Here is a 20,753-nt window from a genome sequence, read left to right as displayed (position 1 = left end):
TTCCCCATCGTGCGCACTGACGAGAACAGGTGGGGTCATGGAAACCGCAACCCAGCGTAATGATCACGGCTGGCCGGACATCGATCTGATACCGCATCCGCCGTACCGCATCCCTTTTCTCGGGGACATGCTGGGTGCCCATCCGTCCACGCCCGTCCAGGACACCATGGAGATCGCCCGGAAACTCGGCCCGATCTTCCGGCGCAAGGTCTTCGACTACGAATTCGTCTTCGTCTCGGACTCCGGCATGGCCGCCGAACTCGTCGACGAGTCCCGCTTCCGGAAGTACGTCGCCGAGTCGATGACGGACCTGCGGTCCATCTCCGGCGACGGGCTGGCCACGGCCTATCCGCACGAGCCCAACTGGCAGCTCGCGCACGACATCCTGGTGCCCGCCTTCACCCGTGAGGCGCTGAAGAGCTACCACCCGACGATGCTGGCCGCGACCCGCCGCCTGCTCACCGCCTGGGACCGCCGTGTCGGCGGCGCACCGGTCGACGTCAGCGGCGACATGACCAAGGTGACGCTGGAGACCATCGCCCGGGCCGGGTTCGGCTACGACTTCGGCTCGTTCGAGCGCGCCGAGCCGCACCCCTTCGTCCGCGCCATGGTCCGCGCGCTCCAGTTCTCGCAGCAGAACGCCGTCGAGGTGCCCTACGTCGGCAAGATGCTGACCAAGCGGGCCCGGGAGCGCAACGACCGCGACACCCGCTTCATGGCCGAGATCGTCGACGAGGTCGTCGAGAAGCGCATCGCGAACAACGACGGCGGCATGCACGACATGCTCGGCCTCATGCTGAACACCGTGCACCCGGAGACGGGGGAGCGGCTGTCGCCGGCCAATATCCGCAACCAGGTCATCACCTTCCTCGTCGCGGGCCACGAGACCACCGCGGGCGCGCTCTCCTTCGCGCTCTACTACCTCGTCAAGAACCCCGAGGCGCTGGAGAAGGCGTGCGCCGAGGTGGCCCGGGTCTGGGGCGACGTCGCCGACCCCGACCCCTCGTACGAGGAGGTCGTCAAGCTCCGCTATGTGCGGCGCTGCATCGAGGAGGCGCTGCGGCTGTGGCCGACGGCCCCCGGCTTCGCCCGGGAGGCGCTGGAGGACACCGAGATCGGCGGCCGCTACCGCATGCGGAAGGGGGCCTGGGCCGTGGTCTTCACGCCGATGCTGCACCGTGACCCGGTCTGGGGCGAGGACGCGCACGCGTTCAACCCCGACCGCTTCGCCCCCGAGCACGTGCGGTCGCGGCCCGCGCACGTCTACAAGCCCTTCGGCACGGGGGCCCGGGTCTGCCTGGGCCGCCAGTTCGCGCTGCACGAGGCGACCCTGGTGCTGGCCATGCTGGTGCACCGGTACCACCTGGGCGACCACGCCGGGTACCAGCTCAAGGTGCACGAGCGGCTGACCCTCATGCCCAGCGGCTTCACGCTCGCCCTGAGCCGCCGCTCCCACCGCCCCGTCGCCCTGCCGGACCGGGCCGCGGCGGCGGAGGCCGCGCCGGAGGCCGGTGCGGACGCGGCGACGGAACCGGCACCGGAGCCGGAAGCGGGCCCGGCACCCGAAGCAGGCCCGGCCGGGTGCCCGGTGCACGGCCAGGCCGCGGAGTCCGCGGGCGCCTGAGCCCCGGCCCCGCTCCCGGCACCCTTGGCCGAAGGTACGGACGCGGGCAGCGGCACCTGGGCAAAAGGCACAGAATCCGTCTTCGGTTCGCCGTAAAGCGGAGACATCATGGATGATGGGTCCAGGAGCCGCAGCCCGATCCGGTGCGGTTCGGCGCTGACTCCCACCCGCTTTTGTTGTTTAAAACCGCAGGTGAGAGAGCCAGGATGCGTTTCCTCAACGATCAGAAGCCGTCGTACGACCTGACGTACGACGATGTGTTCATGGTGCCGAATCGCTCGGCCGTCGGTTCCCGCCAGGGCGTGGATCTCAGCACGCCGGACGGGACCGGAACCACCATTCCCCTCGTCGTTGCCAACATGACCGCGATCGCCGGCCGCCGCATGGCGGAGACGGTCGCCCGTCGCGGTGGCCTCGTCGTCATCCCGCAGGACATCCCGATCGAGGTCGTCACCGACGTCATCTCCTGGGTCAAGAGCCGCCACCACGTGCTCGACACCCCGATCGTCCTCGCCCCGACCCAGACCGTCGCCGACGCGCTGTCCCTGCTGCACAAGCGGGCGCACGGCGCGGGCGTCGTCGTCGACGCGGACCACCGCCCCGTCGGCGTCGTCACCGAGCACGACCTGACCGGTGTGGACCGCTTCACCCAGCTGTCCGAGGTCATGTCCAAGGAGCTGCTGCTCCTCGACGCCGACATCGACCCGCGCGAGGCGTTCAACCAGCTCGACGCCGCCCACCGCAAGCTGGCGCCCGCCGTCGACAAGGACGGCAAGCTGGCCGGCATCCTCACGCGCAAGGGCGCCCTGCGCGCGACCCTCTACACCCCCGCCACCGACGCCGACGGCAAGCTGCGCATCGCCGCCGCCGTGGGCATCAACGGCGACGTGGCCGGCCGGGCGAAGGCCCTGCTGGAGGCCGGTGCCGACACCATCGTCGTGGACACCGCCCACGGCCACCAGGAAGGCATGATCGCCGCGATCAAGGCCGTCCGCGGCCTCGACCCGCAGGTCCCGATCGTCGCGGGCAACATCGTCGCCGCCGAGGGCGTCCGCGACCTCATCGAGGCCGGCGCCGACATCATCAAGGTCGGCGTGGGCCCGGGCGCCATGTGCACCACCCGCATGATGACCGGCGTGGGCCGCCCGCAGTTCTCCGCGGTGCTCGAGTGCGCCGCCGAGGCCAAGAAGTACGGCAAGCACGTCTGGGCCGACGGTGGCGTCCGTCACCCGCGCGACGTCGCCATGGCCCTGGCCGCCGGTGCGTCCAACGTCATGATCGGCTCCTGGTTCGCCGGCACGTACGAGTCCCCGGGCGACCTCCAGCAGACCGCCGACGGGCGTCTGTACAAGGAGAGCTTCGGCATGGCCTCGGCCCGCGCCGTGCGCAACCGCACCAGCGAGGAGTCGGCCTACGACCGCGCCCGCAAGGGTCTCTTCGAGGAGGGCATCTCCACCTCCCGCATGTTCCTCGACCCGGCCCGCCCGGGCGTCGAGGACCTGATCGACTCGATCATCGCGGGTGTCCGCTCCTCCTGCACCTACGCCGGTGCGGGCTCGCTGGAGGAGTTCGCCGAGCGCGCCGTCGTGGGCGTGCAGAGCGCCGCGGGCTACGCCGAGGGCAAGCCGCTGCACGCCAGCTGGCAGTAATCCCGAGGGTCCCCTGAGGGGCGTGATCCGGTTCGCCGGGTCGCGCCCCTTTTTTGCTCCCCCTGTACCGATTCATAACACCATGCGCAATGATCAGCTGCTAAGGGCCCCCCGACGCAATGATCGAACGGGCATACGCAAGAATGGTGCATTACGAGCGCAGGCCCTCACCTCGTAAGGTCTGCGCAGAACGTGGAGTGGCGGGTACCGCTAGCTCGGCGGTACCCCCTCGCTACGGGATTGCTCTGTCATGCCTGCGCGCCCCGGGAACCGCCGTCGGCCGTCGCTCCCGACCGGCACCCCCCGACCGGGAATCATGAACGGAGCGACCCCTGTGGGATCGACCCCAGTGTTGGACAAAGGCGTAAAGCCGGCCGTCACCGCGGCCGGCAAGCGTCCCCCGCTGCCGACCACCGGCTTCGGCGCGCGTCTGATGCGCCGCAAGCCCGTCGAGCGCCTTGTCGCCGAGGGCGGCCAGGGCGAGGGCGGCACCCTGCGCCGCTCGCTCGGCATGTGGCAGCTGACCATGATCAGCATCGGCGCCACGCTGGGCACCGGCATCTTCGTGGTGCTGGGCGAGGCCGTGCCCAAGGCCGGCCCCGCCGTGGTGATCTCCTTTGTCATCGCCGGCATCACCGCCCTGTTCTCGGCCCTGTCCTACGCCGAGCTGGCGGGCACCATCCCGGTCTCCGGCTCCTCGTACTCCTACGCCTACGCCACCATGGGCGAGGTCGTCGCCTGGGTCTGCGGCTGGTGCCTGATCCTGGAGTACGGCGTCTCCGTCGCGGCCGTCGCCGTCGGCTGGGGCCAGTACCTCAACGAGCTGCTCGACGGCACGATCGGCGTCAAGATCCCGGACTGGCTGGCCAACCCGCCCGGTGACAACGGCGGCGTCTTCAACCTGCCCGCCCTGCTCGTCGTGCTCCTGTGCATGGCCTTCCTGCTGGGCGGCGCCAAGGAGAGCGCCCGCGCCAACACCATCATGGTCGGCGTGAAGATCGCGGCCCTGCTGCTCTTCTGCGCCGTCGCCTTCACCGGCATCCGCGCCGGCAACTACGGCCCCTTCATGCCGCTCGGCCTCGGTGGCGTCAGCGCCGCGGGCGCCAGCCTGTTCTTCTCGTACATCGGCTTCGACGCCGCGTCGACGGCCGGTGAAGAGGCCAAGGACCCCAAGAAGGACCTGCCCAAGGCGATCATGCTCTCGCTGCTGATCGTCACCGCCCTGTACGTCCTGGTCGCGGCCATCGCCGTGGGCGCCCTGCCCTGGCAGAAGTTCGAGGGCTCCGAGGCCGCGCTGGCCGGGATCATGAAGGACGTCACGGGCCAGAGCTTCTGGTCGGTGCTCCTCGCCGCCGGTGCCGTCATCGCGATCGCGAGCGTCGTCCTGACCGTGCTCTACGGCCAGACCCGCATCCTCTTCGCGATGTCCCGCGACGGCCTGGTCCCCAAGACCTTCGCCAAGGTCAGCCCGCGCAGCGGCGTCCCGATCGCCAACACCGTGATCGTCTCGCTCTTCTGCGGCATCCTCGCCGCCGCGATCCCGCTCGGCCAGCTCGCCGACGCGACGAGCATCGGCACCCTCTTCGCCTTCGCCCTCGTCAACATCGCCGTCATCGTGCTGCGGTTCACCCGCCCCACCATGAGCCGCACCTTCCGGGTCCCTCTTTCGGGTGTCCGTGTGCCCTTCGGTGACACCACGGTGCCGCTGGCCCCGATCTTCCCCGCCATCGGCTTCGCGCTGTGCGTCTACATGATGACCAGCCTGGACGTCGTGACCTGGGAGGTCTTCGGCGGCTGGATGGTCGTCGGCCTGGTGATCTACTTCGCCTACGGCATGCGCAGCTCGCGTCTCGCCACGGAGGCGAGCGGTGAGCTGGTGACCGATGTGACGGAGGTGGCTCAGGAGGCGCCCGAGGCGGCTCCGAAGGCTGCGGCGCAGACCGCCAAGACCTCCGCCAAGGCCCCCGCGAAGGCCGCAAAGCCGGCCACGAGGCCCTCGGCCAAGTCCCGCAAGCCGCGCGCAAAGAAGTGATCTTCTCCCGCACCGCCCTATGATCCCTGGCTGCCGGGTCCGCTCCGCGCGGGCCCGGCAGTCGTGTTCGTGTTCGGGCATTCGACGGCCCCGGCCCGGCCGTCCGGGGCGCGGAAGGGATCACATCCGAATGAGCAGCCCCCACCTCCTGCTGACCGGCGACCGCCTCGCCCTGGGCATGCCCCGCGACGAGATGCTCACCGAGTACCACCGATGGGAGACGGACCCCGGCACCGTCCTCGGCCTCGGCAGCCGCTTCCCCCAGATGTGGGAGGCCCGGGCCGAGGAGTGGGACCGGCAGCTCGACGACCGCGACCACCCGCGCTTCGAGATCCTCCGCCTCAAGGACAAACAGCCCGTCGGCCTGACCTCGCTGCGCCTCGACCCCCGCGAACGCCGCGCCGAGTACGCGATCGTCATGGCCCCGCACCAGCGCGGCAAGCGCTTCTCCGAGGAGGCCACCCGCCTCACCCTCGACTGGGCGTTCCACCTGGGCGGGCTGTACACGGTGTGGCTCCGGGTCCTGGCGCCCAACCGGGCCGCCTGCACCGCCTTCGAAAAGGCCGGCTTCCGCCCCGCGGGCCGCTTCCGCAAGTCGGGCCACTGGCTCGGGCAGCCCGTCGACGAGGTCCTGATGGACGCCCTGATCGAGGACTTCCCGGGCCCGTCGGTCATGTGCACGGCACTGGGGAGCTGATCGTGTCGGGGGCGGCGCTTGTCACGTGATCTACTGGTAGCAGCATCGGATACCCCGGGTATCCGTCGTTTCCCGTAGAAAAGTGATCCACCCGCCGTGCGATTGAACGAGCTCGACGAACGCATCGTGCATGCCCTGGCCGAGGACGCCAGGCGCTCCTACGCCGACATCGGCGCAGAAATCGGCCTGTCGGCCCCTGCCGTCAAGCGCCGCGTCGACAGACTGCGCGCCGAGGGAGCCATCACCGGCTTCACCGTCCGCGTCGACCCCGCGGCGCTCGGCTGGGAGACAGAGGGCTTCATCGAGCTGTACTGCCGCCGCAACACCTCCCCGGAGTCGATCCACCGCGGCCTGTCCCGCTACCCCGAGGTGGCCTCCGCCTCCACGGTCACGGGCGAGGCCGACGCGATCGTCCAGATCTTCGCCTCCGACATGCGCCACTTCGAGCGCGTCCTCGAGCGCATCGCGGGCGAGCCGTTCGTCGAGCGCACGAAGTCGGTGCTGGTGCTGTCGCCACTGCTGCGGAGGTTCAGCTCGGGGGCGCCGTCCTGATCCGACGGGTGGCTCAGGCGGCAGCCGCATAGGCGGGGTGCCCGCTGCGCAGCTCGGCGAGCCGACCGAAGCGGGCGGCATGCAGCGCGGTGCGCACGGTACGGGCCTGGTACGGGCTGCAGCGCTCGTCAAGCTCGTCGGCGCCGAGCCACTTGTAGGAGGCGAGGGCGGGCCCACGACCGGTGGCGGGGTGGGGGAGATGGACCTCGGCGTCGTCGGGGAGGGTCCCGACGCGGTAGACGAAGTCGATGCGCCCTGCCTCGCCGTGCGGCATGAAGTCGGTCAGCACCAGGTGCAGGGGCGTCGGGCTCAGCCCGGTCTCGCGCTCGACCTCGCGGATCATGGCTTCCCAGGCGGGCTCGTGGATGCGCGCGAACCCGCCGGGGAGGCGGAAGTTACGGGCGGCGGGTGTGCGGGTGGCGGTGCCGTGATGGTGGGCGACGGGGGAGACCATCAGGGCTTTGCAGTCCTCGTTGAGGACGAGGGCGAACGCGCCGATGCGGGGGGTGAGGGGGTGGGGGTAGTCGTGCACGGGGGTCCTTCCGATGGGGTGAGGGGTTCCAGCGCCTCGACGGGCACCTGCCAGCCGGGTCCGCTGAGTGAGCCGGGGGTGCTGCCCGGCCGGCGTACGTAGGCGTTCTTGCCGTAGGTGCCGGGTGGGGTGACGACGACCGCTACGCGGTTGCGTCGGCGGTCGCGGACGAGGTCTCCCTCGCGCAGCACACGGGTCTCCTAATGCATGTTCGGGTCGTCACCAGGAGTAGTGATGTGGTGGCTGAATCAGCTTGGCGGGTGGGAGAGTTGGCGTGCAAGCCACAGAGACACTGTCGTGGAAAGTGGCATATTCGACGCACAGGGCACGGGTTTTTGCGCGGTGGGCACGGGGTACTGGCCAGCGGGCACGGGTACCTCCGAGCCAGACACGAGCGTTGCCGAGCCCGTCACAGGAGGGTTCGCGGATGGCAGTCAAAACTGGGCCAACGCTTCGAAGGGTCCAGCTGGGCAAGGAGCTGAGGCGGCTCCGGGATCGGGCCAGGATGACACCGGCTCAGGCAGTCGAGGGGCTCGGCTTCAGCGAGACGAAGCTGTGGCGCGTGGAGCGGGGGCTGACGAGCCTCGACAAGGTCGCGGACCTCCGCAACCTGTGCGAGCGGTACGGCCTCACCGACGATGAGGACATTGAATTTCTGGTCGAGATCCAGCGAGATTCGCTGAGCCGTGACTGGTGGATCCCGTACCGGAACGTCATGCCGTCGGGGATGGCCACGTTCGTCGGCCTGGAGCGAGATGTCCGGCGTATGAGGGGTTGGCAACCGAACGTGGTCTATGGCTTGTTGCAGTCGGAAGGGTACGCGCGAGCGATGTTCGAGAGCGCGAAGCCCGTTGAGGAAACCACGACCGAGTTCGTGGAACACCACGTCAGGCTCCGCATGGAGCGCAAGGAGATCATCACCAGGTCGGAGAGCCCTGCGGAGCTATGGGTCATCATGGGCGAAGGAGCACTCAGGCAGGTCTTCGGCAGTGCCGAGGTGATGCGTGAGCAGTACGCACTCATCACCGAGTTGACCAAGCTCGACAACGTAACGGTGCAGATCATTCCCTGGGCTTCGGCCACCTACCGTGCAACCAGAAACTTCACGCTGATGGAATTCGATTCCCCACTCCCAACGGTCGTGCACACCGACGACACCAAGTCGGTGAACATGGTCGACAAGGAGTCGGAAGTGTGGAAGCACACTCGCAGGTTCGACGCGATGAGCGCGGGCGCGCTGGGGCCGGGCGAGACACCCAGGTTCCTGGAACGGCTGGCAAGAGAACAGGTATAGCCATGAACGAAGCGACTTGGTTTAAATCCTCCTACAGCACATCTGAGGGGCAGGCCTGCGTCGAGGTCGCGGCGCTGCCCGGACGCATAGGGATACGCGACTCCAAAGACAAGGCAGGACCAGCCCTTCTGGTCTCGGCAACGGCCTGGGCCTCGTTCACCACCATGATCCGCAAGTAGTTGTCGGCGTGGCGCGCAGGCGCCGTATGTCAGACCGCCGCGTCGGCAACAAGCTTGAGAGCCAGCCGCTTCGTGGCCTCGTCCGCCTTCTCGGGGCTGCCGGTGTCGTACGGCGGCTTGGGGTCGTACTCGATGGCGAGCTGCATGGCCTGGCCGACCTTGTCGTCGGAGAGGCGGGCGGCCAGGTGCAGGCCCATGTCGATGCCTGCCGAGACCCCGGCCGCGGTGATGATTTTGCCCGATTCGACGAAGCGGCCCGGCGTGATGACAGCGCCGAACGTCTCCGCGAGGTAGGGCCGCGCGGCCCAGTACGTGGTGGCCGGGACGCCGCGCAGGAGGCCGGCGGCGCCGAGGACGACGGCACCGGTGCAGACGGACGTGGTCCATGTCGAGTGCTGGTGGATGCGGCGCACCCAGTTCAGCACGGCGGAGTCGTTCATCGTCGCGATCGTGCCGTGGTTGCCGCCGCCGGGTATGAGGAGGACGTCCGCGCGGGGCACGTCCGCCAAGGCCCGCTCGGCACTGAGAGTCAACTGCCCGGTGTCCGTGTGTACGGGACCGGCCTTGCGGCCGACCGTCACCACGCGGACACCCGGCACTCTGCACAGCGCTTCGTACGGGCCGACGGCGTCCAGCGCGGTGAAGCCGTCGTAGAGCAGGATGGCCACGCGGACCCGTTCGCACTGCCGGTTCATGGCGGCGGCCGGGACGCCGGCCAGTCCCACGCCGAGGGCTCCTGCTGCCGCAGTGCCGAGCACCTTGCGGCGGGTGGGGCCTGAGTTCGAAGTCATCGTCAAACCAACTCCCTTGGTGAAGGATCACCGAGGTAGTCGGACCGGCAACCGGGCCAGTTCCCGGAAGGCGTGGTTCAGCGGCACAGGCCCGCTTCTACGACTACGGCGACGAAAACCGCTTCCGAGAGCTCTTCCCCGCCCTGCACCGCGCTGGCCTGCGCTCCCGCTACCTGGTCGGGGTGCCCCTGCCGCCGGCCCTGCTATGGGCCTACTGGGCCGTCCATATCGACGACATTCGCTTCTCCACCGCCCCCAACCCCCTCTACCAGCGCCTGCACGCACTGGTCGGCGACAAGGACCACTGGGTGATGACGTCCAACGTGGATGGTCTCTTCGCCCGGGCCGGCTTCGCCTCCGACCGGATCTTCACCCCGCAGGGCGACTACGGCCGCTACCAGTGCAGCACCCCCTGCACCCCCACCACCTGGGACAGCCGCCCTCTCGTCAGACAGCTCCTCGCCGCCTACGACCGGGCCACCGGCGCCGTCACCGACCCCGACGCCCTGCCCCGATGCCCGAACTGCGGAGGCGAGGTCGAGATCAACGTCCGCATCGGCCCCCAGTTCGTCGACGCCCCCTACCTCCCCGCGGGCCGCCGCCTCCAGGACTGGCTGGGCACGGCCCCCGCCGACACCCGCCTGCTGATCCTGGAGTTCGGCGCCGGGTTCAACACCCCCGGCGTGATCCGATGGCCTGGCGAACACCTCACCCGCCACTTCCCCGCCGCACGCCTCGTCCGCATCAACCCCGACCGTCCCGAAACCCCCACCGACCTCGCCGGCCGGGCCCTCCCCGTCCCCGCCGGCGCCGACCACCTGCTCGACGTACTCACCGCGCCGCACCCGGCGCTCGACCCTACGGTGGCACCATGAGCGACCCGGAGAAGAACAAGGCCACCGCTAAAGCGTTCTACCACCTGATGTTCAACCAGTGCCGCCCGGCCGAGGCCATCGACCAGTTCGTCGGTGACACCTACATCCAGCACAACCCGCACGTCGCCGACGGCAAGCAGGCGTTCATCGACTACTTCGAACGCATGGCCGCCGAGTATCCCGGCAAGCGCGTCGAATTCAAGCGCGCCTTTGCCGAAGGCGACCACGTCATCCTGCACTGCCACCAGATCTGGCCCGACGAGGAGTACGCGGGCATCGACATCTTTCGCTTCGATGCGGGCGGCAAGATCGTCGAACACTGGGACGTTCTCCAGGTCATCCCGTCCACCTCCAAGAACGACAACACGATGTTCTAAGCGGTGCCTTGGACTCACCGACTCGTGACGGCACGGCGCGGCCCGCTCGATCGCGAGCACGTTCGCCGGCTGCCGTCAGAGGGCTGCGGGGCAGCCGGTGACCTGTCTCCAAGGCCTGATCCTCGATGCAGTGATCACCCGTGCCGGCGTGCGCAATGATGCGGGGATGGCTTTGACATCGATGTGCTTGTGCCTCGTGACCCGCACAGTCGCCGACGGCTGCCGGGAAGTCCTGCTCGGGCGGAAGAAGCGGGGCTTCGGTTCCGGCAACGTCGTGGGCCTCGGCGGGCACGTGGAAGCGGGGGAGAGCCCGGCGCAGGCCGCGATCCGTGAACTGGAGGAGGAATCCTCGCTGGTGGTGACGGAAGCGAATCTGCGGCACGCCGCACGACTCGTCTTCCGGTTCCCGGCCCGGCCGGACTACGACCAGGAGGTCGCGGTGTTCGTCACCGGCAAGGCCGAAGGCACTCCCAGGGAGTGCGACGAGATCGCTCCGGCCTGGTATCCGGTGGGCGAACTGCCGCTCCAGGCGATGTGGGACGACGCGAAGCACTGGATGCCGGACGTGCTCGACGGTCGGTTCGTGGAGGCGGAGTTCACCTTTGCCGGCGACAATGTGACGGTAGCTCAGGCAATCGTCCGTGCCGTGTAGGGGACGGCGCCGCTCACCCCTCGCCCGCGAGGTCCGTGTGCGACGCTCGCGACCCCCTTTGCTGGTCGGCCAGTTGCGCGGCGAACACCGGCTCGTCGGACGGCTTGTAGCCGCCGTGCTCGCCCGTGGGGGCCGCCGGGATCAGGCCCGTGATCGCGCCGATGCCGGTGGCGGGCATGTCTCCGTAGAGGCACTGGTAGGAGCTGGCGCGCACGGAATACATCTCGTGCCAGATGCCCACCGCGCCGTTTCCGGTGAAGAAGTGGCGCCAGAAGTCCTCCTGGGCCGGCCGGTGCCCGCGATCCGGGTCGTGCGCGAAGGCGCGTATGTCGCCTGCTCGGCGCCAGTACTGGACGACCATGACCTCGCCCCAGCGCGGCCCCAGGAGCATCCGGTAGCCGAGCAGGCCGCTGTCGGGGTCGTCGGCGAGTTCCTTGAGCATGCCCGGCATCCCCATCAGCACGGGGAGCCAGCGCCGCACCGAGTGCCAGCGGTTGATCCGCGCTCCGATCAGGAGGACCGCGATGGGCTCGGTGTTGTCGGCGAGGAACCGGCCGCGCAGCGCCCGGCGGCGCTCGGCGCGGCTCTTCGGAGCGCTGCGGGTCCAGTCGGGAGCGGTCAGCAGCCGCGCCCCGTGCTTGAAGTCGAATCGTGCTGCCATGCGGAAATCGCCCTTCGCGTCCGGGAGTCGGGGTGGGTCGGGGTAGGGAGACGCATGGATAGCGGGACTATCCTTAACGGGAGGGTAGGACCGCTCGCGTTGATTCGTCGAGATGTCGGAACGGAGAGAGTCGCGTGCGACTTGCCGAGTTGAGCCGCCGCAGCGGGGTGTCCGTGGCGAGCATCAAGTACTACCTGCGCGAAGGGCTTCTGGAGCCGGGCGCCCCGGTCGCCGCACGGCAGGCCGAGTACGAGGAGTCGCACCTGCGCCGACTGCGGCTGATCCGGGCGATGCTCAGGGTCGGCGGAATGTCGGTGAGCCAGGCCCGTGACGTTCTCGCCGTGGCGGACGACCCGGCCTTCGGGCGGCACGAGCGGCTGGGCATCGCCCAGTACATGCTTGCGCCGCAGGTCGCCCCGCCCGGGGAGGGCGACCCGCAGCGCGATCAGTGGGACGAGGTCCATGCCGAACTCCGCGAACTGCTGGGCGGCCTGGGATGGAGTTTCATGGAGTGTTCGCCCGCGCTGAACACCCTCACCCGCGCGGTCATCACCCTGCGCTCGCTGGGATACCGCTGCACGCCGGAGGTGCTCGCGCAGTACGCCTCCGCCATGCACCCGATCGCCGAGGCGGAGTACGCGACGATCGAGGAGGAGCTGGTGCTCGAAGAGGCCATCGAGTCTGTCGTGGCCTACACGATGCTCTACGAACCGGTTCTCCTGTCCCTCCGCCGGCTGGCCCACGAAGACGTGTCCCAGCGCCTGCATCCGCCGACGGCTTGACGGGCGCCGGAGGGGGGGACCGGATCGCCCGGGTCATCCATTCGGGTGGTGACCGGTCAGGACTCTTCCCCCGTCGCCCGGGAAAGGTGGACTCTCTCGATCCAGGAACTCTTGTCCGAGGGGACGGGGACATGGCCGCCAACGAGCCCGCCGACGCTTTCTCCGGCACCGACAACGACAACGGTGCCGACCAGGACGAGTTCGACATCGACATCCGCCTGGGCGGGCAGGGGGGCCATGCGGCCCCGGAGATTCCGCCGACATCAGGCGGCGGCGCCACCTGCAACTGCCCCACCGAGGGGCCCACATGCAGTGACACCTGCGGCTTCACCTGCATCGACACCTGTGGCGAGACCTGCGGGGACAGCTGTGGCCCGACGTGCGGCGGGGCCACCTGCGTCGCCACCTGTGAGCAGGACACCTGCGGTACCGCCACATGCAGCCAGACCTGCGGCAGCGCCCGCACCTGTGACACCTGCGGCGGCACGTGCGCCGAGGCCACCTGCGGCGGCACCTGCAACACCTGCCCGGCCACGTGCGCGGCGACGTGCAGCACCTGCCAGACCGACTGCGGTCAGGCGACCTGCCACACGTGCCAGACGGACTGCGGTGGCGCGACTTGCCGCACCTGCGACACGTGCAACCCGCACGCGTGCACGGACTGAAACCATGACAGAGCCACGGGTGGACGGCGCAGAGGCCACCGGCAGTCGAGGGTGGACGGCGGCGCTGTCCGGACCTGTGGCCGCCTCGGCGGCCGCGGTGGCCGGGGAAGTGGCGGGCCGGCTGCGCGACCCGGAGCTGGTCGGGAAGTGCGCCGAGGCGGCAGTGCGCCAGACCGCCTATCCGGCGTCGGTGCGCTGGCGACCGTACGACATCGCCCAGGGCGATGCCGGACTGGCGCTGCTGTGCGGCCATCTGGACGCCTGCTCGCCGGGGCGGGGCTGGGACCGCGAAGCGCACACGTACCTGTCGTCCGCCGCTCGCGACGCCGAGCGGGTCGGACACCTTCGGGCCGGCCTGTTCGGCGGGCTCGGCGGGCTGGCCTTCGTGGCCCGGGCGCTGTCCGGGGACGGCACCCGGTACCGGCGGCTGCTCGCCGAACTGGACCGCCGGGTGACGGCCGACGCGGCGCACAGCGCTCGCGCACTGGCCCGCGCCGAGCCCGGCTGCCCGGTGGGGGCCTTCGACGTGATCTCCGGACTGGCCGGTACCGGCGCCTATCTGCTGTGCCGCCGCCGGGAGAACCCGGCGGCGGCCGAGGCGCTGCACGCCGTGCTCGCCGGGCTGGTGGCGCTGTGCGGCGAGCACGACGGGCTGCCCCCCTGGCACACGCCGGTGCGCGCGATGGCCGCCGATCAGGTGATGGCGCGTCAGTTCCCGTACGGGAACCTCAACTGCGGGCTGGCCCACGGAATCCCCGGGCCGCTCGCCCTGATGGCGCTTGCGCTCCGCGAGGGTGCGGCCGTCGACGGCCAGCGGGACGCGGTGGAGCGCACCGCCCACTGGCTCGCCCGGAACCGCTGCGACGACGCGTGGGGTGTGAACTGGCCGACCGCCTTCCCCCTCCCCGACGGTTCGGGTGCGGCACCGGAACCGTCCCCAGGCCGCAGCGCCTGGTGCTACGGCAGCCCCGGGGTGGCGCGTGCACTGTGGCTGGCCGGCTCGGCGCTGGCCGATGACCGGCTGTGCGCGCTGGCGGTGGACGCCATGGCCGCCACCTACCGGCGCCCGGTCCCGCGAAGGGGCATCGACTCGCCCGCTTTCTGCCACGGCGTCGCGGGCCTGCTGCAGATCACGCTGCGTTTCGCCCACGACACCCGGGATCCCGTGTTCGCCCGAGCCGCAGGTCAACTCACCGGACAGCTCCTGGAGTTGTACGCGCCGGAGCGCCCGCTGGGCTACTACAGCCTCGAACCGGGAGGCAACCGCGTGGATCAGCCGGGACTGCTCGACGGCGCCCCGGGAGTCGCGCTGACGCTGCTCGCCGCCGCCACCGACGTCCCCCCGGTGTGGGACCGGCTGTTCCTCCTGTCATGAGCAAACGGGGCAGAAGACCGCTCTACCGCCCGCTGGACTGGCTGATGGTGCGTACCCCGCTGCTGCCGGTCGAGGCATACCTGGCCCTCGCGGCGCGCGATGAGGGAGCCGCCGCGGTACCGGCAGACACCGTGCCCGGCACCCTGCTGCCGGCCGATCCCCGGGTACGCCGTGCGCTGGCGGTCGGCGGCGGTGACCTGGCGCGCGCCCTGGGGCAGCCGCCCGCCGACGACCGCGCACGGCGGCGCCTCGCCGGAAAGCTGCTGCGCTACCTGATCCGGATGACGACGCGGCCGACTCCCTACGGATTGTTCGCCGGGGCCGGACTCGGCACCTGGGGTGAGCGAACCGACCTCGCGCTCGCCGCCGGGGAGCCGCGCACGCGCACCCGGCCGGACATGGGCTGGCTGCTGGCCATGGTCGCCGCCCTGGAAGCCCGGCCGGACGTACACACGGGTCTGCACTGGTATGCCAACCCGGCCGTGCTCGTCCGTTCCGGCCGTGTCTTCCTGGCCGAACCCGCGCCGGGCGGAACGGTCTCCGCGGCCACCCCGGTCTCGCTCCGCGCCACCGGGGCCGTCCGCCGGGCCCTGACGATCGCCCGCACGCCGGTGCCGTACGAGCGGCTGCTCGAGGAGCTGACGACCAGGCCCGGCGCGAGCAGGGCCAAGGCCGAGCGGCTGCTGGAGCAGCTCCGAGAGCACACGGTGCTGCTGACCGACCTGCGGCCACCGCTGACCGGCGGCAACCCGGCCCTGCACGTGACACGACGGCTGGCCGGCATTCCCGCGGCCCGCGCCGAGGCTGCGAAGCTCGACGGCCTGCTGGCGGCGATGAGCGCGTGGGACCGGCTGGACGCCGGGGCGGGGGCCGCCGGATACCCGGAGCTGATCAGCGACGCCCGGTCCGTGCACCCCGACGGCACCGCATGCCCGGTACAGGTCGACATGGCCGTACCCCTCGCGGGCCGGCAGGTCAGCCGGGCCGTGGCGCTCGAGGCGGCCCGGGCCGGGGAACTGCTCCTGCGCCTGTCCCCGGCGCCCACCGGCCCCGGCACGCTGGACGCCTACCGGCGTGCCTTCCGCGCCCGCTATGGGGACGACCGTGAGGTGCCCCTGCTGGAACTGCTCGATCCGGAGACCGGCCTCGGCCCTCCGGCCCATGCCCACGGCGGTGGATACGGCGGCGGTCATGGCGGGAGCCCGCGGCAGATCCGGCAGCGGACCCTGCGCGACCTCGCGCTGGGGGCCATCAGGGACCGCCGGCTGGCCGTCGAGCTGGACGAGGCCACCCTGGCTCTGCTGGAGACCTGGCCGCTGGACCCGGGGACGGCACCCACCTCGCTGGACATCTCCGTGTTCGTGGCGGCCGCCTCCGCCGAGGCGCTGGACTCCGGCGCCTTTCACGTGGTGGTCGGGCCCAACCTCGGCGGCTCGGCCGCCGGGCGCAACCTGGGCCGCTTCGCCGACCTGCTCGGCCCGGATGCCGAGGCGGCCCTGCGCGCCGCTGCCGCGGCCGAGTCGGAGGCGTGCCCCGGGCGGCTGTGGGCCGAGATCGTCTACCAGCCGCGACGGACACGGTCGGCCAACGTGACCATCCGGCCGCCGGTCCGCGACCGCCAGGTGGTCCTCGACACGGTGCCGGGTGCCGCGGCCGATCGGAACATCCCGGCCGACGAGCTGGTCGTGGGCCTCCGCGACGACAGGTTCGTCGTGCGCTGGCCCGCACTCGACATCGAGGTGATGCCCTGCGCCGGGCACATGCTCAACCCGCGGCAGGCACCCGCGATCGCCCGGTTCCTGGACGACGTCGGCCGCGACGGCCGGGTCCAGCTCGGTTCCTTCGACTGGGGTCCGGCCACCGGATTCCCCTTCCTGCCCCGGGTGCAGTCCGGCCGGGTCGTGCTCGCCCCGGCGGCCTGGCGCGTCGACGCCCGCACCCTGCCCGCCGACCCCGCCGAGGCCTTCGCCGAGTCGCTCCGCACCTGGCGGGAGCAGTGGCAGGCACCCCGGTACGTCTACCTGGCCGCCGGTGACAACCGGCTGCTCCTGGACCTCGACGCCCCGGCCCAGGCCGATCAGCTCCGGGACGAGATCCGCCGGCTGCCCACCGGCGCACAACTGCTGCTCCAGGAAGCCCTGCCCGGACCGGAACACGCCTGGCTGCCGGGGCCGGAAGGCCGCTACATCAGCGAGTTCATCGTGCCCATGGTCCTCACCGACGCGCAGCCTGCCCCCGTGCGGCCCGCGCCGGCACGCACGCCGGAAACCACCCGGCCGGCCCCAGCGGTGCCCCGGCGCCTCCGGGCACCGGGCAGCGACTGGCTGTTCGCGAAGCTGTACTGCCCGCCGGCCGTCGAGGAGGAACTGATCGCCGGCCCCGTACGGACCTTCTGCACCGAGGCCGTCGCCACCGGTCTCGCCTCGGACTGGTTCTTCCTGCGCTACACCGACCCGGAGCCGCATCTGCGGGTCCGTCTGCACGGAGACCCGCGAACCCTCACCGCCGCGCTCATGCCGGAGCTGTTCCGCCTGACGTCCGCGCTGATCGAGGACGGACGCTGCCACCGGCTGTGCGTCGACACCTACGAACGAGAGGTGGAGCGCTACGGCGGCCCGGCGGCCATGGCGATCTCGGAGGCCCTGTTCGGCGTCGACAGCGAAGCCGTGGCCGACCTGCTCCGCCTCGCCCGGAGCGGAGGCCCGCGCGAGCCCGGCCCGGACCGCATGCTGATCGCCGCCCGCACCGTGGACGACCTGCTGGCCGCCCTCGGACTCGACGCGGCGGAGCGCCTCGGCTGGTACCGCGAGCAGGTTCCCGACCGCCATTCCTCCGGCAAGGAATACCGACGCAGACAGGCCGACCTGCGATCCCTCCTCGGCGATCCGGACTGGCCGGCGAGGCGGCCGGGCGGCGACGAGACAGCACGCATCCTGGCCCGTCGGCGTGCCGGCATCGAACCCCTCGCCGGCCGCCTCGAAGAGCTCCGGGGGCTCGGTCAGCTGTGGCGCCCCCGGCACCTGATCGCGCGCAGCCATGTGCACCTGCACTGCAATCGGCTGTTCGGGGCCGGCCACCCGGCCGAGCGGCAGATTCTGGGACTGCTGCTGCGGACCCGCGAAAGCCTGCTCCGGGCGCCTCTGGAGCCCGGGACGTAAGGCCCGCGGGACGGGAATCCGGCCCCGTACGCCACGGCCCACCGGCCTCCGCGCAACGAATCGCCGGGATCCCCGGTAAAGGCGCAACGAATCCGCCGTCCTCGCGCAACATCGATGCCTTGTCCGGGTGAGAGCCCGGACCGTACCGTCATGGCGTTTACCGATTGTGTGTTTGCTCCACCCCGCCCGGACCCGTTCCACCAGCTGAATGAGGCACGCATGACGCCGCTGAGTATCGCGCTGTACCAAGGCCCCAGCGGCGTTCCCTCGTCCACGGCCGTCACCCTCGACGCCCTGGACCGTGCCGCCCGCCGGGCCGCCGACGCGGGTGCCCGGCTGCTGCTGGCCAATGAGCTGTACCTCACCGGCTACGCCCTCGGGCCCGCCGTCCGTGATCTCGCCGAGCCCGCGGACGGGCCCGGCGCGGAGGCCGTCGCGCGGATCGCCGCCGAGCACGGGCTGGCCATCGGCTACGGCTACCCGGAGCGCGACAGCGGAGAGAGCGGCGCGGACGGCGAGTTCGCCGTCTACAACTCGCTCCAGGTCATCGGACCGGACGGCAACCGCCTCGCCAACTACCGCAAGACCCACCTCTTCGGTGCGTACGAGACCAGCTGCTTCACCCCGGGCCGGGACCTCGTCGTCCAGGCCGACTTCGACGGCCTCCGCCTCGGCCTGCTGATCTGCTACGACGTCGAGTTCCCCGAGGCCGTGCGGGCCCATGCGCTGGCGGGCACCGATGTGCTGCTCGCGCCGACCGCGCTGATGCGCCCGTACGAGATCGTCCCGCAGACGATCGTCCCCGCCCGCGCCTGGGAGAGCCAGCTCTACATCGCCTACGCCAACCGCTGCGGCCTCGAAGGGGACTTCACCTTCGCAGGGCTCTCCTGCCTCGCCGCCCCCGACGGCACCGTACGGGCCCGGGCGGGCGCGGGTGAGGACCTGATCATCGCCGACGCCGACCCGGCGCTGCTCAAGGCGTCCCGCGCGGAGAACACCTATCTGAGCGACCGCCGCCCCGGGCTCTACAGCTCGCTCATCTGACCACGGGCCACCCCCGCCCGCACACCGACACCCCCTGCCAGTAGGAGAGTCCAGCCGATGACGTCCACGGTGCCCACCGCCGTCCACGAGGACGAGCAGGTCCAGCAGACCCAGCCGCCGATCACCATGTTCGGGCCGGACTTCCCCTTCGCCTACGACGACTTCCTCGCCCACCCGGCGGGCCTCGGTCAGATACCGGCCACGGAGCACGGCACCGAGGTCGCCGTCATCGGCGGCGGTCTGTCCGGCATCGTGGCCGCCTACGAGCTGATGAAGATGGGCCTCAAGCCCGTCGTCTACGAGGCCGACCAGATCGGCGGGCGGCTGCGGACCGTGGGCTTCGAGGGTTGCGATGACGAGCTGACGGCCGAGATGGGCGCCATGCGCTTCCCGCCGTCCTCCACCGCCTTCCAGCACTACATCGACCTGGTGGGCCTGGAGACCAAGCCGTTCCCCAACCCGCTGGCGCCCGACACCCCCTCGACGGTCGTCGACCTCAAGGGCGAGTCGCACTACGCCGAGTCGATCGAGGACCTGCCGCAGGTCTACCGCGACGTCGCGCACGCGTGGAACGCCTGCCTGGAGGAGGGCGCCGACTTCTCCGACATGAACCGCGCCATGCGCGAGCGCGATGTGCCGCGCATCCGCGAGATCTGGGCGAAGCTGGTCGAGAAGCTCGACAACCAGACCTTCTACGGCTTCCTGTGCGAGTCGGAGGCCTTCAAGTCCTTCCGGCACCGCGAGATCTTCGGCCAGGTCGGCTTCGGCACCGGCGGCTGGGACACCGACTTCCCCAACTCCATCCTGGAGATCCTCCGCGTCGTCTACACCGAGGCCGACGACCACCACCGGGGCATCGTCGGCGGCAGCCAGCAGCTCCCGCTGCGGCTCTGGGAGCGCGAGCCGGCGAAGATCGTCCACTGGCCGATGGGCACCTCGCTGTCCTCGCTGCACGGCGGCGCCCCCCGTCCGGCGGTGACCCGGCTGAACCGCACGGCGGGCAACCGCATCACGGTCACCGACGCGACCGGCGACATCCGCACCTACCGGGCGGCGATCTTCACGGCGCAGTCCTGGATGCTGCTCTCCAAGATCGAGTGCGATGACGCGCTCTTCCCCATCGACCACTGGACGGCGATGGAGCGCACCCACTACATGGAGTCGTCCAAGCTCTTCGTGCCGGTGGACCGGCCGTTCTGGCTCGACAAGGACGAGGAGACCGGGCGGGACGTCATGTCGATGACGCTCACCGACCGGATGACGCGCGGCACCTACCTCCTGGACAACGGGCCGGACAAGCCCGCGGTCATCTGCCTCTCCTACACCTGGTGCGACGACAGCCTCAAGTGGCTCCCGCTCTCGGCGAACGAGCGGCTGGAGGTCATGCTCAAGTCGCTCGGCGAGATCTACCCCAAGGTCGACATCCGCAAGCACATCATCGGCAACCCGGTGACGATCTCCTGGGAGAACGAGCCCTACTTCATGGGCGCGTTCAAGGCCAACCTGCCCGGGCACTACCGCTACCAGCGGCGCCTCTTCACCCACTTCATGCAGGACCGGCTGCCCGAGGACAAGCGGGGCATCTTCCTCGCGGGTGACGACATCTCCTGGACCGCGGGCTGGGCCGAGGGTGCCGTCCAGACCGCGCTCAACGCGGTGTGGGGCGTCATGAGCCAGTTCGGCGGTGCGACGGACCCGACCAACCCCGGTCCGGGCGACGTCTACGACGAGATCGCCCCCGTCGAGCTGCCCGAGGACTGACCGCTCGGACGGTTCCGGCGGCCGCAGGCCCCGTAACCGCGGCAGTCGCAGCA

General features: G+C 70.7%; 19 protein-coding genes. 16 read left to right on the top strand and 3 right to left on the bottom strand.

The features are described 5' to 3' along the window. The first annotated feature begins 37 nt into the window (after nucleotides 1–37). From AC1Z4A_RS04250 to AC1Z4A_RS04230, 5 genes are all read left to right on the top strand, one after another. Nucleotides 38–1,624, top strand: coding sequence for a cytochrome P450 (locus AC1Z4A_RS04250; protein WP_483676471.1), 1,587 nt, complete (start codon nucleotides 38–40; stop codon nucleotides 1,622–1,624). A gap of 206 nt (nucleotides 1,625–1,830) precedes the next feature. Continuing rightward, nucleotides 1,831–3,273 carry a GuaB1 family IMP dehydrogenase-related protein gene (locus tag AC1Z4A_RS04245; protein ID WP_483676470.1) on the top strand — a complete coding sequence of 481 codons (1,443 nt, stop codon included), beginning with the start codon at nucleotides 1,831–1,833 and terminating at the stop codon, nucleotides 3,271–3,273. Between the two features lie 433 nt (nucleotides 3,274–3,706). Further along, entirely contained in the window at nucleotides 3,707–5,305 is a 1,599-nt protein-coding gene (locus AC1Z4A_RS04240) for an amino acid permease (RefSeq protein WP_483683500.1), read from the top strand. Nucleotides 5,306–5,435: 130 nt separating this feature from the next. Continuing rightward, nucleotides 5,436–6,002 (top strand): GNAT family N-acetyltransferase, encoded by a 567-nt coding sequence (locus AC1Z4A_RS04235; protein WP_483676469.1) that lies wholly within the window; start codon nucleotides 5,436–5,438, stop codon nucleotides 6,000–6,002. Between the two features lie 96 nt (nucleotides 6,003–6,098). After that, nucleotides 6,099–6,554 carry an Lrp/AsnC family transcriptional regulator gene (locus tag AC1Z4A_RS04230; RefSeq protein ID WP_483676468.1) on the top strand — a complete coding sequence of 152 codons (456 nt, stop codon included), beginning with the start codon at nucleotides 6,099–6,101 and terminating at the stop codon, nucleotides 6,552–6,554. A gap of 13 nt (nucleotides 6,555–6,567) precedes the next feature. On the opposite strand, the gene AC1Z4A_RS04225 is transcribed toward AC1Z4A_RS04230, so the two are convergent. Then, the gene (locus AC1Z4A_RS04225; protein ID WP_483676467.1) at nucleotides 6,568–7,086 is read right to left on the bottom strand and encodes an NUDIX domain-containing protein; all 519 of its coding nucleotides are present in this window, start codon (nucleotides 7,084–7,086) and stop codon (nucleotides 6,568–6,570) included. Nucleotides 7,087–7,513: 427 nt separating this feature from the next. Here AC1Z4A_RS04225 and AC1Z4A_RS04220 point away from each other — a divergent pair, with 427 nt between their 5' ends. Both AC1Z4A_RS04220 and AC1Z4A_RS04215 read left to right on the top strand, forming a co-directional pair. Beyond that, entirely contained in the window at nucleotides 7,514–8,380 is an 867-nt protein-coding gene (locus tag AC1Z4A_RS04220; protein ID WP_483676466.1) for a helix-turn-helix domain-containing protein, read from the top strand. Between the two features lie 2 nt (nucleotides 8,381–8,382). Next, on the top strand, nucleotides 8,383–8,559 hold the full coding sequence (locus AC1Z4A_RS04215; protein WP_483676465.1) for a DUF397 domain-containing protein: 177 nt from the start codon (nucleotides 8,383–8,385) through the stop codon (nucleotides 8,557–8,559). A gap of 29 nt (nucleotides 8,560–8,588) precedes the next feature. Here AC1Z4A_RS04215 and AC1Z4A_RS04210 read toward each other — a convergent pair whose 3' ends face one another. Further along, nucleotides 8,589–9,350, bottom strand: coding sequence for a DJ-1/PfpI family protein (locus tag AC1Z4A_RS04210; protein ID WP_483676464.1), 762 nt, complete (start codon nucleotides 9,348–9,350; stop codon nucleotides 8,589–8,591). Nucleotides 9,351–9,532: 182 nt separating this feature from the next. Between AC1Z4A_RS04210 and AC1Z4A_RS04205 the strand changes: the two genes are divergently transcribed. From AC1Z4A_RS04205 to AC1Z4A_RS04195, 3 genes are all read left to right on the top strand, one after another. After that, nucleotides 9,533–10,225, top strand: a complete 693-nt coding sequence (locus AC1Z4A_RS04205; RefSeq protein ID WP_483676463.1) for an SIR2 family NAD-dependent protein deacylase — start codon at nucleotides 9,533–9,535, stop codon at nucleotides 10,223–10,225. After that, nucleotides 10,222–10,602 (top strand): nuclear transport factor 2 family protein, encoded by a 381-nt coding sequence (locus tag AC1Z4A_RS04200; protein WP_483676462.1) that lies wholly within the window; start codon nucleotides 10,222–10,224, stop codon nucleotides 10,600–10,602. The genes AC1Z4A_RS04205 and AC1Z4A_RS04200 overlap by 4 nt, the downstream gene beginning before the upstream one ends. Before the next feature lie 130 nt (nucleotides 10,603–10,732). Beyond that, nucleotides 10,733–11,254: an 8-oxo-dGTP diphosphatase gene (locus AC1Z4A_RS04195; protein WP_483676461.1), complete on the top strand. Its 522-nt coding sequence runs from the start codon at nucleotides 10,733–10,735 to the stop codon at nucleotides 11,252–11,254. Nucleotides 11,255–11,267: 13 nt separating this feature from the next. Here the strand turns inward: AC1Z4A_RS04195 and AC1Z4A_RS04190 are convergent, their stop codons facing one another. Beyond that, nucleotides 11,268–11,915, bottom strand: a complete 648-nt coding sequence (locus AC1Z4A_RS04190) for a DUF4188 domain-containing protein (protein ID WP_483676460.1) — start codon at nucleotides 11,913–11,915, stop codon at nucleotides 11,268–11,270. Nucleotides 11,916–12,049: 134 nt separating this feature from the next. Here AC1Z4A_RS04190 and AC1Z4A_RS04185 point away from each other — a divergent pair, with 134 nt between their 5' ends. From AC1Z4A_RS04185 to AC1Z4A_RS04160, 6 genes are all read left to right on the top strand, one after another. Beyond that, nucleotides 12,050–12,697 (top strand): MerR family transcriptional regulator, encoded by a 648-nt coding sequence (locus tag AC1Z4A_RS04185; RefSeq protein WP_483676459.1) that lies wholly within the window; start codon nucleotides 12,050–12,052, stop codon nucleotides 12,695–12,697. Nucleotides 12,698–12,828: 131 nt separating this feature from the next. After that, nucleotides 12,829–13,362: a hypothetical protein gene (locus AC1Z4A_RS04180; RefSeq protein ID WP_483676458.1), complete on the top strand. Its 534-nt coding sequence runs from the start codon at nucleotides 12,829–12,831 to the stop codon at nucleotides 13,360–13,362. Between the two features lie 4 nt (nucleotides 13,363–13,366). Next, nucleotides 13,367–14,737 carry a lanthionine synthetase C family protein gene (locus tag AC1Z4A_RS04175; RefSeq protein WP_483676457.1) on the top strand — a complete coding sequence of 457 codons (1,371 nt, stop codon included), beginning with the start codon at nucleotides 13,367–13,369 and terminating at the stop codon, nucleotides 14,735–14,737. Continuing rightward, nucleotides 14,734–17,895, top strand: coding sequence for a lantibiotic dehydratase (locus AC1Z4A_RS04170; RefSeq protein WP_483676456.1), 3,162 nt, complete (start codon nucleotides 14,734–14,736; stop codon nucleotides 17,893–17,895). Before AC1Z4A_RS04175 ends, AC1Z4A_RS04170 begins: the two co-directional genes overlap by 4 nt. A gap of 219 nt (nucleotides 17,896–18,114) precedes the next feature. Beyond that, a complete protein-coding gene (locus tag AC1Z4A_RS04165) occupies nucleotides 18,115–18,939 on the top strand; it encodes a carbon-nitrogen hydrolase family protein (RefSeq protein WP_483676455.1) in 825 nt (274 codons plus the stop codon). A gap of 57 nt (nucleotides 18,940–18,996) precedes the next feature. Then, a complete protein-coding gene (locus AC1Z4A_RS04160) occupies nucleotides 18,997–20,700 on the top strand; it encodes a flavin monoamine oxidase family protein (protein WP_483676454.1) in 1,704 nt (567 codons plus the stop codon). The last annotated feature ends 53 nt before the right edge of the window (nucleotides 20,701–20,753 follow it).

It is taken from the genome of Streptomyces sp. 17_S59, assembly GCF_056930295.1.
Note: the sequence above shows the minus strand (reverse complement) of the source record. Positions and strands in the feature narration are given on the sequence as shown.